The sequence below is a fragment of the Paractinoplanes aksuensis genome (assembly GCF_024137025.1).
Classification (GTDB): domain Bacteria; phylum Actinomycetota; class Actinomycetes; order Mycobacteriales; family Micromonosporaceae; genus Actinoplanes; species Actinoplanes aksuensis.
In genome coordinates this window covers 115,075-129,937 of record NZ_JAMYJR010000007.1, presented here as the reverse complement: position 1 = coordinate 129,937, position 14,863 = coordinate 115,075, and the positions used below count along the sequence as shown (strand labels likewise).

General features: G+C 71.2%; 9 protein-coding genes. 2 read left to right on the top strand and 7 right to left on the bottom strand.

Translation table 11 applies throughout. The annotated features are described in order from the left end of the window. Positions 1 to 43: 43 nt before the first annotated feature. From M1L60_RS08650 to M1L60_RS08635, 4 genes are all read right to left on the bottom strand, one after another. Complete coding sequence (locus tag M1L60_RS08650) at positions 44 to 1,249, bottom strand: MFS transporter (RefSeq protein ID WP_253236802.1); 1,206 nt, start codon at positions 1,247 to 1,249, stop codon at positions 44 to 46. A gap of 445 nt (positions 1,250 to 1,694) precedes the next feature. Continuing rightward, positions 1,695 to 3,206 carry a hypothetical protein gene (locus M1L60_RS08645; protein ID WP_253236801.1) on the bottom strand — a complete coding sequence of 504 codons (1,512 nt, stop codon included), beginning with the start codon at positions 3,204 to 3,206 and terminating at the stop codon, positions 1,695 to 1,697. Next, complete coding sequence (locus M1L60_RS08640; RefSeq protein WP_253236800.1) at positions 3,203 to 4,417, bottom strand: type III PLP-dependent enzyme; 1,215 nt, start codon at positions 4,415 to 4,417, stop codon at positions 3,203 to 3,205. The genes M1L60_RS08645 and M1L60_RS08640 overlap by 4 nt, the downstream gene beginning before the upstream one ends. After that, complete coding sequence (locus M1L60_RS08635; RefSeq protein WP_253236799.1) at positions 4,414 to 7,164, bottom strand: putative bifunctional diguanylate cyclase/phosphodiesterase; 2,751 nt, start codon at positions 7,162 to 7,164, stop codon at positions 4,414 to 4,416. The genes M1L60_RS08640 and M1L60_RS08635 overlap by 4 nt, the downstream gene beginning before the upstream one ends. A 166-nt stretch (positions 7,165 to 7,330) precedes the next feature. On the opposite strand from M1L60_RS08635, the gene M1L60_RS08630 reads away from it, so the two are divergent. Next, the gene (locus M1L60_RS08630; protein WP_253236798.1) at positions 7,331 to 10,213 is read left to right on the top strand and encodes a GH92 family glycosyl hydrolase; all 2,883 of its coding nucleotides are present in this window, start codon (positions 7,331 to 7,333) and stop codon (positions 10,211 to 10,213) included. Here M1L60_RS08630 and M1L60_RS08625 read toward each other — a convergent pair. Further along, entirely contained in the window at positions 10,192 to 11,028 is an 837-nt protein-coding gene (locus M1L60_RS08625; protein ID WP_253236797.1) for a helix-turn-helix transcriptional regulator, read from the bottom strand. The genes M1L60_RS08630 and M1L60_RS08625 overlap by 22 nt on opposite strands. A gap of 85 nt (positions 11,029 to 11,113) precedes the next feature. Here M1L60_RS08625 and M1L60_RS08620 point away from each other — a divergent pair, with 85 nt between their 5' ends. Next, positions 11,114 to 11,872 carry an SDR family NAD(P)-dependent oxidoreductase gene (locus M1L60_RS08620; protein ID WP_253236796.1) on the top strand — a complete coding sequence of 253 codons (759 nt, stop codon included), beginning with the start codon at positions 11,114 to 11,116 and terminating at the stop codon, positions 11,870 to 11,872. A 67-nt stretch (positions 11,873 to 11,939) separates the two neighbouring features. Here M1L60_RS08620 and M1L60_RS08615 read toward each other — a convergent pair whose 3' ends face one another. Both M1L60_RS08615 and M1L60_RS08610 read right to left on the bottom strand, forming a co-directional pair. Next, positions 11,940 to 12,620 carry a 4a-hydroxytetrahydrobiopterin dehydratase family protein gene (locus tag M1L60_RS08615; protein WP_253236795.1) on the bottom strand — a complete coding sequence of 227 codons (681 nt, stop codon included), beginning with the start codon at positions 12,618 to 12,620 and terminating at the stop codon, positions 11,940 to 11,942. A 73-nt stretch (positions 12,621 to 12,693) separates the two neighbouring features. Continuing rightward, positions 12,694 to 14,736 (bottom strand): NAD(+) synthase, encoded by a 2,043-nt coding sequence (locus M1L60_RS08610; protein WP_253236794.1) that lies wholly within the window; start codon positions 14,734 to 14,736, stop codon positions 12,694 to 12,696. Positions 14,737 to 14,863 lie beyond the last annotated feature (127 nt).

Here is a 14,863-nt window from a genome sequence, read left to right as displayed (position 1 = left end):
GCGGCGGCCAGGTTCGCCGTCGCAGCCTGAGCGGGGTGGCTTCTTACGACGTCATGGCCTGGTCGGGTTGTGATGAGCGCTTTGCGGCCAGGGCGAACAGGGCCACCGCGGGCAGTACGAACAGGCCTGCCACCGAGATGCCGGCGCCGATCGCCCGTCGCTGGGCCACGAGCCCGGCGGGTGGGCCGCCGGCGATCTGGCCGAGCGCGTCGGCCTGCGACACGATCGAGAAGACGGTGGCCCGGGACTGGGGCGCGGTGGCCGAGACGAGCCAGACGTTGAGCACCGGCTCGGCCGTGTCGCGCAACAGCCGTACGCCCAGATAGAGGCCGACCGCCGCCCACCAGTGACCGGCCCAGCCGAGGCTGATCATGCCGATCGCCGTGAGCGCCTGGATGACGGCCAGCACCCGGCCGACCCGCTGCGGGCGGACGACGTCGATCCACTGGCCGGCCATGCCGGTGACCACGATCGAGCCGAGCGCGGCGATCATCGCGAGGCCCCCGAAGACCAGCTCGACCGGATGATCGCCGATATGCGGCAGCAGGAAGGGTTGACTGAGCCGGTCGAACCCCTCGCTGCTCATGCCCGCGAACAGCGTGGCCCCGACGATGCCGGCCAGCACGGCGCTGTGCCGCACGGCCCGCACCCCGTCCGCCACTTGGCGGTGCATCGATCGCCACGAGCCGATCGGCGCCGGGCTCCAGTTGTTCTCGGTCATGAAGATCATCAGCAGTACGCCGAGAGCCAGCGTGACGATCCCGCCGACCACAATGGGCAGGGCCGGCGTGATCGCCGTGAGCCCGACCGCGGCGACGATGCCGAGCAGGCTGCCGCCCTGATAGATCTGCCCACCCCGTACGAAAGCACTGGTCACTTGATCTTGGTTGATCTCGTCGGCGGCCCAGGCCTGCTCGGCCCCGTCGACGCAGACCACCCCGATCGACCAGATGACGGTGCCGGCCAGAATCGCGCCGTACGCCGGCACGAGCCCCCAGACGACCAGACCGACGCCCATCAACAGGTAGCCGACAATGACACTGAGGCGGCGGCTGTACCGGTCGGCGATCACCCCCGTCGGCACCTGGGCGACGAAGCAGACGGCCTCCATGACCGTGCCCACGAGCACGAGCTGAAGCGGCGACAGCCCGACGACGGTCGCCTGATAGATGAGATTGAGTGTGAAAGCGGTGGTCGACGCGAACGCGCCGACCCCGCACACGAGCAGATAGAGACGATACGAAGACATGCGCGATCACTCCGGGATCGAAAAGCCGACCCGGCGCCGGGGTGGTTCGCTGCTGCTAAGGGGTCATCAGCCCGCAGAGGCCACAGGGCACCGGACGAACGAAGCGATGCCACACGCAGTTGTCATGCCGCCATGCTCCTGACCTTCGTACAGGTCGGTCAACCGATTTTCAGCCGAGCGGCCGCACCGCAGCGTGTTGCCGACTTCGCCTGCCGCGACCCGATGCTTGGTGTACGCGAGGGCCCCGTCCACCACTCGGACGCCCGTCCAGAGGTAGAAAGCGCCGCTCGGGGAACCGCGCAGGACAAGTAGGTCAGCGGCGCGGCCGCACCCGGGAATGTGCGCCGGCCGACCGGCCATACCCCGCCCACCCTTGGGGGCTGACCCTGGTCCAGTTTATCGGGGTGGGGCGGCGGGGAGGCGGGTTGTCCACAGGGGTGGGTGGTCAGGAGTGGGCGGGGCGGCGGAACAGGTGGGGGGCTGTGGACAGGCCGGCCCAGAGGATCAGGGTGACTATGCCCAGGATCAGGGCTGAGGCGCTGGCGGCGACGCCGATGGCGGGGGTGGCTACGACCATGGGTAGCAGGCGTACGGAGAGGGCGCCGCCCATGGCGCGGACCGAGGCGCTGTAGGCCAGGTCCCGGGTCACCGATTCTGGTTTGGCTTCGGCGGCTACCCGGGCGTCCATGTCGCCTTCGAAGGCGGTTTGGCTCAGGCCGGCGGCGAACTGGGCTACCAGGACCATGGGGGCGTAGACGGGGGCCAGGATCCAGCCGGCCAGCATGCCCAGGCCCCACAGGCACCAGCGGAGTACGGCGGGGAGGCGTAGGCGGCTCAGGGCGGCTACCGCGCGGGTGGCGAGCAGGGTGCCCACGCAGAAGGCAATCGCGGAGACGGCCACCCAGTTGTGGCCGTGGAGTTCGGCTACTACCGGTACGGCGAGCAGGGTCGGGCCGGAGGCCAAAACCATGACTCCGGCTCCGGCTACCAGCATGCGGGGCTGGGGGAGGCGCCACGCGCCGTTGGGTGCGGGCGAGCTGGCCGCGTGCCGCCAGCGGGGCGGCACCGTGCCACCACGGTCAGCGTCAGCAGACCCAGACGCGGAAGCAGCGCCGGCCGCAGAATAAAATTCAGCACCAGACGCCGTAGAAGCAGCGCCAGCAGCGGAGAACCCAGCAGCGGAGAACCCAGCAGCAGGGGAGACGGCCGCGGCCAAAGAATCAGTGCCGGGGACAGGGAGCGCGGCGGCCGGCAGGCCAGGTGTGGTGGTGCGGGCCGCGGCGGAGAGGGCGCCGGCGTGGGCCGGAGCGGGGAAGCGGGACGGCGCCGGGTTGGGCGTGATCCGGGCGCGCCGCGCGATCAGCACCGTGGGCAGCAGCGAGCCCAGATAGACCACGAACACCGCGACCAGCAGCCACCCCGTCGGATACCCGAGGGTGCCGGTCGGCAGCAGGGCCGCGATCGCCGTGCCGGCCGCCTCCACGCCGGCGATGGCTACCGCATAGCGGGTCATCGAGCGGGGCGAAGCGTCCACCGCCGACACCTCGGCGCGCATGCCGGCGAAGCCCGCCCATGCTGCCACGTGTTGCAGCAGGACCAGCAGGGCGATCAGCCAGGAGGGCCAGCCCGCGATCAGGCCGTACAGGGTGCCGAAGCGCAGCAGCACCTCGATCCCGGCGGCTCCGCGCAGCAGGGTGCGGCCGTCGAGGTGGCGGGCCAGCCAGCCTGTGACGGGGGCCGACAGCACCACGCCGACCAGCATCGCCGCGTTGTACAGGGCGGCCTCGGCCAGGCCGCCGCGGGCGGTGGCGATGAGGACGACGAACGTCCAGCCCAGGGCCATGCCGAAGGAGTCGATGACGCCGGAGACGACGAGTTCGCGCAGCCGGCCGGCCCGCCGCATGCCGCCGGGACCGGCCCGGCGGCGTCCGCGGCGTGCTGCCAGCGCATCAATCACGCGACCGGCCCCAGGGTGGAAGCCACGCGCGCGAGCGGCACCCGAACCGAAGTCGCGTCGTAGGAGGGCGAACCAGCCCCGACGAAGAGCGGGGTGGGCTGGTCGAAGCCGTTGAAGTCGGAGGCGTAGGCCAGGGTGTAGGCGCCGGTGGTGCCGATGTAGATCACGTCGCCGGTCGCCAACCCTGCCGGCAGCATGATGCCGTAGCCGATGGTGTCGCTGCTGTCGCAGGTCGGGCCGGTAATGGTGTAGGGCACCGTTGGCTCCACACCGGATTTCGAAGTCAAAAGAGGGAAGTCCCAGCCGCCCGGCGTCTGCAGCACCTCCATGAGCCCGTTGAACGCGCCCACCTCGAGGTAGAGCCAGTTCTCCTCGTCGCGGCTCTCGTGCCCGATGATCGTGGCCGCCATGACGCCCGACTCGGCCACCAGGTGCCGGCCGGGCTCGGCCACGATCAGGCCGGGGCGGTAGGGCAGGGCGTTCAGGGCCTCGGTGGTGGCCGCGCCGATCTGCTCGATGGTGGGCACATCGGTGGTGTAGCGGGCCGGGAAGCCGCCGCCCAGGTCGAGCATCTCGAGGTTGATGCCGTCGTGGCGCAGGCGGTCCATGAGCTTGCCGGCCGTGTCGACGGCCGATGCCCACGCCGTGGGTCGCAAGCACTGCGATCCGACGTGGAAGGTCACACCGTACGGCCGCAATTCGAGCCGCTGGGCGAGCAGCAGCAGGTCGTAGGCATCTTCGGCGTCCGTGCCGAATTTGCGGCTGAGGGGGAAGACGCTGGCCTCGTCGTCGACGCGGAGGCGGACGTAGACGGCGGCGCCGGGGGCGTGCTCGGCGATCTTGGTCAGCTCGTTGGGGGAGTCGAAGCTGAAGCGCCACAGGCCGGCCGCGTGGGCGGCGGCGATGTGGGCCGGTGGCTTGATCGGGTTGCTGTAGAGCACGTCGGCCGGGTCGACGCCGATGGCCTGGAGCCGGCGCAGCTCACCGAGCGAGGCGATCTCGAACTGCGCGCCCTGGGCGTGCAGGGTGCGCAGGATCTCGTCGGACGGGTTGCACTTCATCGCGTAGTGCACGGCCACGCCGGGCAGGGCGGCCCGGAACGAGGAGAGCCGGGCGGTCACCGTGTCCAGATCGGTCACCAGGTACGGCGTCGGCATGTCGACGATGCCGCCGAGCGTCGCGGGGGCGAGCGGGGTGGGCCACGAGGTCATGCGGGGATCTCCAGTCGGGGGTCGGCGCCTTCGAGGAACAGCCGCCCGGCTTCGGCGGCCGGCACGGGGCGGGAGAAGTAGTAGCCCTGGGCGAAGTGGCAGCCCATGTCGCGGAGCGCGGCCAGCTGCCCGAACTCCTCGATGCCTTCGGCCACGGTGGCCATGCCGAGGCTCTTGCCGAGCTGCACGATGGTGTCGGCCAGCGCGGTGTCGTCGGTCAGGGCGCCCAGCCGCTCGACGAACGAGCGGTCGATCTTGAGCGTGTCGACCGGGAAGCGGCGCAGGTAGGCCAGCGACGAGTAGCCGGTGCCGAAGTCGTCGATGGCCAGCGTCACGCCGAGCGCCTTGAGCCGCAGCAGCTGCTCGAGGTTGTCGTCGGTGTCGGTCATCAGCACGCTCTCGGTCATCTCGAGGCAGAGCTGGTCGGCCGGCATGCCGGTCTCGGCCAGGATCTCGGCCACCACGTCGACCAGGTCGGCGCGGTCGAACTGGCGGACCGACACGTTGACGGCCATCTTGACCGGGCGGCCGTCGCCGGCCTGGCTCCACTCGACGGCCTGGCGGCACGCCTCGCGCAGCACCCAGCGGCCCAGCGGCACGATCAGGCCGGTGGCCTCGGCGATCGGGATGAACTCGGCCGGCGGGATCAGGCCGCGGGTCGGGTGCATCCAGCGGGCCAGCGCCTCGAAGCCGATGACCTCGCTGCTGCCGAGGTCGACCGTGGGCTGGTAGTGCAGCTTGAGCTGGTTGCGCTCGAGGGCGACCCGCAGGTCGGCTTCGAGCTCGAGCCGGGCGACCAGACCCGAGAGCATCTCGGGGTCGTACGCCGCATAGCCGCTGCCCCCGGCCGACTTCGCCTTGTACATGGCCAGGTCGGCGTTGCGCATGAGCTGCTCGGCGCCGTCGTCCTCGCCGTCGGCGAGCAGGCCGGCCGCGGCCAGGCCGATGCTGGCCTGCACGTGGATGTCGCGGCTCTCGCTGGCGAAGGGCTCCTCGAGCACGTCGATGATGCGCTGCGCGACCTGCTCGGCGTCGTCGCCGCCGCGGTCCGACTCGATGAGCACGGCGAACTCGTCGCCGCCGAAGCGGGCCACCACGTCGCCCTCGCGCACCGAGGCCCGCAGCCGGTCGGCCACCTGCACGAGCAGCTGGTCGCCGGCCAGGTGGCCGAGGCTGTCGTTGACCTCCTTGAAGCCGTCGAGGTCGAGGAAGAGCACGGTGACCTCACCGGCCTCGGGGCGGGTGCGCAGGGCGTCGCCGACCCGCTCGCGGAACAGCGCGCGGTTGGCCAGCTGGGTCAGCGCGTCGTGGTAGGCCTCGTGGACCAGTTGGTCCTGCAGCTCCTTGCGCTCGCTGATGTCGCGGGTGTTGAGCACCAGGCCGGCCACGCTGGGGTCGCTGAGCAGGTTGGTGATGGTCATCTCGGCCTGGCGCAGCCGCCCGTCGCGGTGCTGGACGGTCAGCTCGAGCACGGTCGTGGCGTACGGCCGCCCGGCCACCTGCCGCAGCGCCTGGGCCAGCCGCAGACCCGACTCGGGGTCGAGCAGCTTGGTCAGGCGGCGGCTGTGCAGGAAGCGGGCCGGGTAGCCGAAGACCCGCTGCACCGACTCGCTCTGGTAGAGCACGTCGGCCTCGGGGCTGACCACGGTGACCACGTCGGAGCTGTGCTGCACGAGCGCCTTGAAGCGCTGCTCGCTGGCGAACAGCTCGGCCGTGCGGGCCTCGACCCGGGCCTCGAGCGTACGGGTGAGGTTGCGGTTCTCGCGCAGCGTGAGCAGCTGGCGGCCGACGATGAGCAGGATCAGGACGGACCGGGTGTAGGCCACGAACCCGTTGCTGTGGCCGGTCGTGGCGTACCAGACGACCGAGGTGAACAGGGCCGCGAGCACCGCCACGTACGGCAGCAGGATGCCCACCGGCTGCCCGCTGTCCGACTCGGCGACCTCGTGGTTGCGCCGCACCGGCATCAGCGCGGCCACCAGGATCAGCGAGAACCCGGTGAACCAGCCGATGTCGGTGACCCCGCCCGGGCTGTAGCTGCCGAGCAGGTTGAGGTAGGCGTACCCGATGTCGGAGACCGCGAACGCCGCGATGCCGGCGCCGACGAGAGAGAGCTGGTTGAAGGTGCGGCCGCTGCGGCGTTGCTGGGCCAGCATGTACAGCACCATCGTGACGATCACCACGTCGCCCAGCGGGTAGGCCAGGCTGACGTAGAGGGCGAGCGGGCCGCTCTGGCCGGCGTCGAGCAGCGGCTGCACCACGAAGATCCACGCCATCAGCACGAGCGAGGCGGCGACCATGAGCCCGTCCAGCACGCTGCGGACCCGGCTGGCCAGGGCCTGGGTGCGGCTCGGCAGCACCAGCAGGCCGATCGGGGTGAGCACGACCATGCCGAGGTAGCCGATGTCGGCCTGCGACGGCAGGTGCACCTCGCGGCCCAGCACGGTCTGGATGTAGCAGGCCGCGGCCTGGCCCAGACCCCAGCTGAGCACGCCCAGCCCGACCAGGGCCCAGCCCCAGCGCATCCGCCCGGTGAACCGGCGGGCGCGCCACAAGCAGGCCACGGCGGCGGCCAGGGCGGCGAAGCACAGGCCGAAGTTGGAGACGACCAGGCCGAAGCCGGCGCCCCCGGCCCCGGTGCTCAGCACGAACGCGAACGTCACCACGAACGCGCCGACCAGGGAGCAGAGCGCGTACCACCCGGCGGGTCGCCGGTTACCGGCCCGCGCTTCGGTGCTGGCTGCCATCAGACGTGTCTCCGGTCCACCAAGAAACCACCCCGAGGTGGGCGGTCGTAGGGCCTAGATCGGGACCGGACGGGCGAGCTTGAGCAGTTCTCAGAGGCAAATCAGGTGCAAAGGCATTGACGTACGTCTCTTGATTACGACAACGTTGTCACCAGGAGGTCTCCCCATGCACTTGCTGCTCAGCGCTGTCCTCGTCGCCGGACTCGCGGCCGCCCCCGCTGCTGCCGCTGAAGAGCCGGTCGATCTCGTCCGCAACTTCGTCGGCACCGAGAACTTCGGCAACACGTTCCCGGGGGCCAGCGCGCCCTTCGGCATGGTGCAGGTCAGCCCCGACACCGGCGGTCAGGGTGGCTACGACTACAAGCAGTCGACCATCTACGGCTTCAGCCAGACCCATCTGTCCGGGGTGGGCTGCGGCGTCGCCGGCGAGCTGCCGATCATGCCGACCACGGGCACGATCACCAGCGTCGACCCGAACAGCTACCGGTCGGCCTACAGCCACGCCGACGAGGAGGCCTCGCCCGGTTATTACCGGGTCGGTCTTTCCACGTACGGCGTCCGGGCCGAACTGACCGCGACCGAGCGCACCGGCTGGCAGCGCTACACGTTCCCGGCCACCGGCTCGGCCAACGTGCTGTTCAACACGGGCAAGGCCAACCAGACCGTGTTCGGCTCCGAGGTCCACGTGGTCGGCGACCGGACGATCGAGGGGCGGGTCGAGGCGGGCAACTTCTGCGCCGGACAGGACCGGCACACCGTCTATTTCACGGCCTCGTTCGACCGGCCGTTCGCGTCGTTCGGCACGTGGCGCGGCTCCACCCGCACCGACGGCAGCCGGGACGCGGCCGGATCGGGGGGCAACGGCGCGTACGTCCGGTTCAACGCCTCATCCGACCGGGATGTCGTGGTGAAGGTGGGGCTGTCGTACACCGGCGTGGCCGGGGCCCGGGCCAACCTGGCCGCCGAGACCGCGGGCCACGACTTCGACGCGACCCGGGCCGCGCTGCGGGCCAAGTGGGCAACTGCCCTGGGCAAGATCAAGATCGATGGGGGTACGACGGATCGGCGCGCGGCGTTCTACACGGCGCTCTACCATTCGCTGCTGCACCCGAACCTGGCCGGGGACGTCGACGGCTCGTACGCCGGCTTCGATCGCGTCGTGCACAAGGCCCAGGGCTACACGCCGTACCAGAATTTCTCGCTCTGGGACACGTACCGCCCGCAGAACCAACTGCTCGAACTGCTCACCCCGGACGTGGCCCGCGACGTGGCGCTCAGCGTGCTCGCGATCGGCCGCGACGGCGGCTGGCTGCCCCGCTGGGCCCTGGCCAACAGCGAGACCAACATCATGACCGGCGATCCGGTGACGCCCTTCCTCGTCGAGGCCTGGTCCAAGGGGTTGCTGCAAGGGCAAGAACTTTCCGCGTACGAGTTGTTGCGGGCCAACGCTTTGAGCGAACCGCCCGCGGCTTCGCCTTTCAACGGTCGTACGGGAATCAGGTATTACAACGACCGCGGCTACATCCCGTCCGGGTTGCAGCTCGGCCGGGACTGCGTGCACAAGGGCGGGGACAACGACTGCGTGCACCCGGCCTCGGCCACCCTCGAATACGCGGCGGCCGACGCCTCGCTGGCCCTGATGGCGGCCGGCCTGGGTAGAACGGCCGACGCGCAACTGTTCGCCGGGCGTGGGCAGTGGTACCGCAACCTGTGGGACAGCTCGATCAAGCAGTTCCGGCCGCGCACGACCGCGGGCACGTGGGTCACGCCGTACGACCCGGTGGCGGCGGGCCAGCAGTTCCACGAGGGCGGCGCCTACCAGTACCAGTGGCTGGTACCGCAGGATCCGGCCGGGCTGGTCCGGCTGATGGGCGGACGCGCGAGCACCGAGCGGCGGCTGGACGACTTCTTCGCGTACCCGAAGCTGCTGACCGACCCGGCCGGCACCGCGCGCACCGACTGGATCGCCAGCCCCTACGACTACTACGCCAAGCCCACCTACAACCCGAACAACGAGCCCGACCTGCTCGCGCCGTACATGTACCACTGGGCCGGCGCCCCGGCCAAGACGGCCACGGTCGTCCGGGCCGCGATGACCCTGTTCACGACCGGCCCCGACGGCATGACGGGCAACGACGACCTGGGCACGATGAGTGCCTGGTACGTGTTCTCGTCGCTGGGCCTGTATCCGACGATGAGCGGCGCGAACTTCCTGGCCGTGTCCAGTCCCCAGTTCCCCTCGGCGGTGCTGGCCCTGAAGAGCGGCACGCTCACGATCACCGCGCCCGGGGCGTCAGATCAAAACCGTTACATCCAGGGCGTACGGGTCAACAACGCCGACCTGACCCGCAACTGGATGCCGTGGTCGGCCGTCGGCTCGGGCGGCACGATCGCCCACACGCTCGGCACCACCCCGTCGTCGTGGGGCACCGCGGCCGCGGCCGAACCGCCGTCGGTCAACCAGGCCGCGCCGGACGTACCCGTCACCTGCGCGGCGTCGTCGGCGGCGAACCAGTGCGCGGTCAATCTGTCGGCGTTCCGCACCCGCGACGGGACGGCCACCGTCGCCGCCCCGGCCGAGGGCAACTTCGACGGCGGCGGCTGGAGCTACGACGCCGCCCGCATGCCGGCGGCCGGCCCGGTCACGTGGGGCGGGATCACGTACGACGCCCCCGACCCGACCGGCCCGAGACCGAACCTCGTGCCCGCCACCGGCCAGACCCTGCTGCCGCCGGCCGGGTCCCGCTCGGCGGCCAACCTGGTGCTCACCAGCCACCACGGCCCGATCAGCACCTCGGTCACCATCGGCTACACCGACGGCACCTACGTCGCCACGCCGGTGACGGTGGCCGACTGGTGCGGCCCGGCCGCCTCCGGCACCACGGCGGTGCTCTCGATGCCGCACCGCATCAAGGCCGGCCAGGGCGTCGACGGCCCGGCGACGGCCCTGTTCGGGGCGCGCCTGCCGCTGACCGCGGGCAAGCAGATCCGCTCGATCACCCTGCCCGCCGACCCGCGCGTCTATATCTATGCGGTCACGTTCAGCTGAGCCATGGCCAGCAAGGCCAAGGCGTCGGCGTCCGGGGTGCCCGGCGCGGCGGTGTAGAGGACCAGGTGCTGGTCGCGGTCGGTCAGCGCCATCGTGTCGCAGTCGACGGTCACCCGGCCCACCACGGGGTTGTGGAACGTCTTGGTCAGCATGGGCGCGGCTTCGACGTCGTGCCGCTCCCACAGCCGCTCGAAGTCGGAGCTGCCCGACCGCAGATCGGCGATCAACTCGGCCACGTACGGGTCGGTCGGGTAGCGGGCCAGCGTGGTCCGGAGCTGCATGACGGCATGATGCCGGAACTCGGAGAGATCGGAGACGCCGTAGAGCGGGGCCCCGGGTGGCGGCAGGAAGGCCCGCCGGGCCAGGTTGCGGTCCGGCGGGTCGAGCGCGCCGAAGTCCTCCATCAGCGCGACGGCCAGGTCGTTCCAGGCCAGCACCTCGAAGGCGGCCGACGTCACGAACCCGGCCGTCTGCGGCAGCCGGGAGAGCAGAGCCAGAATGCTCGGCCGCACGTCGCGTCGAAGGAGGCCGGTGCGAACCGGCGCCGTGCCGGCCAGCAGGTGCAGGTGATCGGACTCGGCGCCGGTCAGACGGAGCGCGGCCGCGATGCCGGCCAGCACCTCACCGGACGGCCGGGGCGCGCGGCCCTGCTCGAGGCGCACGTAGTACTCGGTCGAGATGTGCGCGAGCACCGCGACCTCTTCGCGCCGCAGCCCCGGGGTGCGGCGCCGGGGGCCGGCGGGCAGGCCGGCGTCGGCCGGCCGCAGCCGCTCGCGCCGGCTGCGAAGGAAAGCGCCGAGCTCCAGCTTGTCCATGCCCCCAGTGTGCCCGCCGGAGCCGGGCGCATCCTGGTACCACTGATGCCTGTCTGAGGATCGGCTCGGCGGCCACGCTTTCGGCATGACAGACATGCTGACCGGCAAGGTCATCTTCATCACCGGAGCCAGCCGCGGCATCGGCGCCGCCGCGGCCCACCTGTTCGCCCGCGAGGGGGCCTCCGTCGTGCTCGCCGCCCGCAGCACCGAGGCCCTCGGCAAGATCGTCGCCGAGATCCGGGCCGAAGGGGGCGTGGCCGACGCGGTGACGCTGGATCTGGCCGACCGGGCGGGCATCCGGACCGCCGTCCAGAAGGCCGGCGAGTTGCACGGCCGGCTCGACGGCGCTTTCAACAATGGCGCGGCGATCCAGCAGCCCGGGCCGCTCGACGCCACCAGCGACGAGGACATCGACAACCAGTTCGAGGTGAACTTCCGAGCCCACTGGACGGCCATGAACGCGGAAGCCGAGCTGATGCGCGCCAACGGCGGCGGCGCGATCGTCAACACGTCGAGCATCGGCAGCCGGCGGGCCAACCCGGCCCTGCCCGCTTACGGCGCGATGAAGCGCGCCTTGAACAGCATCACCGAAACCGCGGCGGTGACGTGGGCGTCGCAAGGCATCCGGGTCAACGGCATCACGCCGGGCGGCACAGCAACCGAGATGATCGAGGAGTGGGAGGCCGCGACCCCCGGCATCAAGACCCGCATCAACGCCTCGACCCCGCTGGGCCGCATGGCCACCCCGACCGAGGTCGCCGAAGTCGCCGCCTGGCTGCTGAGCGACCGCGCCGCGATGGTCACCGGCGCCATCATCCCGGTCGACGGAGGCGCTGGCGCCTGAACCCACCCCGCCGGACCACCCCGCGGCTGCCGCGGCAGCCCTGCCCGGCGGGAGTGGGCGCGGCGCTTCAGTGTGGGTCGCGGGCCTGCCAGGTTGTCACGCAGGCCTCGTTGCCCTCGGGGTCGGCCAGCACCCAGAACGCGGGGGCCCGGACGTCGGACAGCACCCGGCCGCCGGCGGCGACGGTGGCCTCGATGCGGCGGGCAGCCTCGTCGTGGGGGACCGAGACGTCGAAGTGCACACGGTTGCGCTGGGGGCGCGGAGCATCCATCTGCTGGAACCAGAGAGCCGGGCCCTGGCCGAGTGGGTCGATCAGCGGGCCGTCGTCGTCGGCGCCGGGCTCGTCGACATAGCCCAGGACCGCCTGCCAGAACGGGCGGACCGAGGCGATGTCGAGCGCGTCGATGGCGATCTCGAGCACCTGAACGGACCGCTGACCGTCAAGGCCCGGCCCGGGCTCGGTCTTCAGGCCGGCCGCCGTGATCGCGCGGGCCAGGTCGGTGTCGGTGGTGGTCACCGCGCTGAGGGCGAGCGTCTGCAGCGAAAGCACGACCCGATCGGCCCGGACGTCGACGCGCAGATGCCCGTCGGCCTGCGGGCCGCAGGCCGCCACCGCCCGGGACGCGACCTCGACGGCCTCGGCCAACGAGCCGACCGCGACCCAGCTGCTCAAGACCCCGAGCACGAGCCGCCACCCGTGGTCGCCCACCGCATCCGAAGCCGCCTGGCGGCTCAGCCTTTTCTCCATGCCGCGCATCCTCTCAGGCCCCTACGACATTTCCGCCGGCGCGCGATCAGCCGGCGGCGGCGCCCGTGGCCGGTCAGACGTCGTCGGCCTTGTCCCAGCGTTCCAGGTCGCGCAGCCATGCGTTCGCGTTGCCGTCGGAGGGGGCCCGCCAGTCGCCGCGCGGCGACAGGGAGCCGCCGGCCGTCACCTTGGGGCCGTTGGGCATGGCTGAGCGTTTGAACTGGGCGAACGCGAAGAACCGGCGGCAGAACTGTTCGAGCCAGTGCCGGATCTCGGGCAGGTCGTAGGCGACCCGCTTCGGTTCCGGGAAGTTGGGCGGCCAGGCGCCGGCCGCCGCGTCCTGCCAGGCGTGCCAGGCCAGGAAGCCGATCTTCGTCGGGCGCATGCCGTAGCGGAGCACGTGGAACAGCGCGAAGTCGTGCAACGCGTACGGGCCGATCGTGTCTTCCGTGGATTGCAGTTCGGCCCCGGGCACGAGTTCGGGGCTGATCTCGGTGTCGAGCACCGCCGTGAGCACCGCCCCCACCTCGTCGCTGAAGATCTTTTCGCTGACGACCCAGCGGATCAGGTGCTGCATCAGGGTTTTCGGCACGCCGCCGTTGACGTTGTAGTGGCTCATCTGGTCGCCGACGCCGTACGTGCACCAGCCCAGGGCCAGCTCGGACAGGTCGCCCGTGCCCAGCACGATGCCGCCGCGCTGGTTGGCCAGCCGGAACAGGTAGTCGGTGCGCAGCCCGGCCTGCACGTTCTCGAACGTCACGTCGTAGACGGGTTGGCCCGACGCGAACGGGTGGCCCATCTCGGTCAGCATGAGCTTGGCCGTGGACGTGATGTCGAGCTCGGCCGCGGTCACCCCGAGCGCCCGCATCAGCCGCAGAGCATTCTCTTTCGTACCGGAACTGGTGGCGAAGCCCGGCATCGTGAACCCGAGGATGTCGCTGCGGGGCCGCCCGGCCCGGTCCATGGCCCGCGCGGCCACGATCAGCGCGTGGGTCGAGTCGAGCCCGCCCGAGACGCCGATGACCACCTTGGGGTTGCCGATCGCCCCGAGCCGCTGCTGCAGCCCGGCGACCTGGATGTTGTACGCCTCGTAGCAGTCCAGGGCGAGCCGGGCCACGTCGGCCGGCACGAACGGGAAGCGTTCGACCCGCCGGCGCAGGCCGAGGTCGGCCGTCGGCGGGGCCAGCTCGAAGCGTACGGAACGGAAGTCGCTCGTGCGGGCCGCGTGGGTGCGCCGGTTGTCGTCGAAGCTGCCCATCCGCAGCCTCTCCTGGCGCAGCAGGTCGAGGTCGACGTCGGCCACCGAGGCCAGGTCGCCCAGCGGGAACCGTTCCGACTCGGCCAGCAGCACCCCGTTCTCATAGATCATGGTCTGCCCGTCCCAGGACAGGTCGGTGCTGGACTCGCCCAGGCCGGCCGCGGCGTAGACATACGCGGCCAGGCAGCGCGATGACGCCGACCGGCACAGCATCTTGCGGTCCTCGGCCCGGCCCACGGTGATCGGGCTGCCCGACAGGTTGAGCAGCACTGTCGCACCGGCCAGGGCGGCCTCGGCGCTGGGCGGGATCGGGACCCACATGTCCTCGCAGATCTCGACGTGCACCACGAGGCCGGGCACGTCGGTCGCGTCGAACAACAGGTCCGTACCGAAGGGGATCTGTTGCCCGTCGAAGGTGAAGCTGCCCCCGCGCTCGTCGTCACCGGCGGCGATCTGGCGCTTCTCGTAGAACTCGCGGTAGTTCGGCAGGTACGACTTGGGGGCGATGCCCAGGATCCGGCCGCGGTGCACGACGACCGCGCAGTTGTAGATGCGGTTGCGGTGCCGCAGGGGAGCCCCGACCACCAGCACGGGCAGCAGCTCGGCCGACCCGGCCATGACCGTGCGCAGCCCGGCCAGCACGTCGTCGAGCAGCGCGTCCTGCATGAGCAGGTCTTCGATCGAGTAGCCGCTGAGCCCCAGCTCGGGGAAGAGCGCGACGGCCACACCCTGATCAGAGCATTCCCTTGCGGTACGCAGGATGGCCTCGGCGTTGGCGGCCGGGTCGGCGACGGCGGCGTGGTTGGTGCACGCGGCAACCCGCGCGAACCCGTGCTGGTAGATCGAGCGGAAGTTCACCGCCCCATTCTCAGGCACGCCCCGCGGAAAATCCCGGCGTCAGAGCAGGGGCGAGTGTCATCCGCCTCACCGCGGACAAGACGAAGCGGCCCGGGCCCCGAGTGGGGTCCGGGCCACGAACTATGGC

Bases quoted from the DNA above. Each gene is read 5' to 3' on its own strand.
- M1L60_RS08650 (WP_253236802.1), bottom strand. From the start codon at position 1,249: ATGTCTTCGTATCGTCTCTATCTGCTCGTGTGCGGGGTCGGCGCGTTC.
- M1L60_RS08640 (WP_253236800.1), bottom strand. From the start codon at position 4,417: ATGACCTCGTGGCCCACCCCGCTCGCCCCCGCGACGCTCGGCGGCATC.
- M1L60_RS08635 (WP_253236799.1), bottom strand. From the start codon at position 7,164: ATGGCAGCCAGCACCGAAGCGCGGGCCGGTAACCGGCGACCCGCCGGG.
- M1L60_RS08630 (WP_253236798.1), top strand. From the start codon at position 7,331: ATGCACTTGCTGCTCAGCGCTGTCCTCGTCGCCGGACTCGCGGCCGCC.
- M1L60_RS08625 (WP_253236797.1), bottom strand. From the start codon at position 11,028: ATGGACAAGCTGGAGCTCGGCGCTTTCCTTCGCAGCCGGCGCGAGCGG.
- M1L60_RS08620 (WP_253236796.1), top strand. From the start codon at position 11,114: ATGACAGACATGCTGACCGGCAAGGTCATCTTCATCACCGGAGCCAGC.
- M1L60_RS08615 (WP_253236795.1), bottom strand. From the start codon at position 12,620: ATGGAGAAAAGGCTGAGCCGCCAGGCGGCTTCGGATGCGGTGGGCGAC.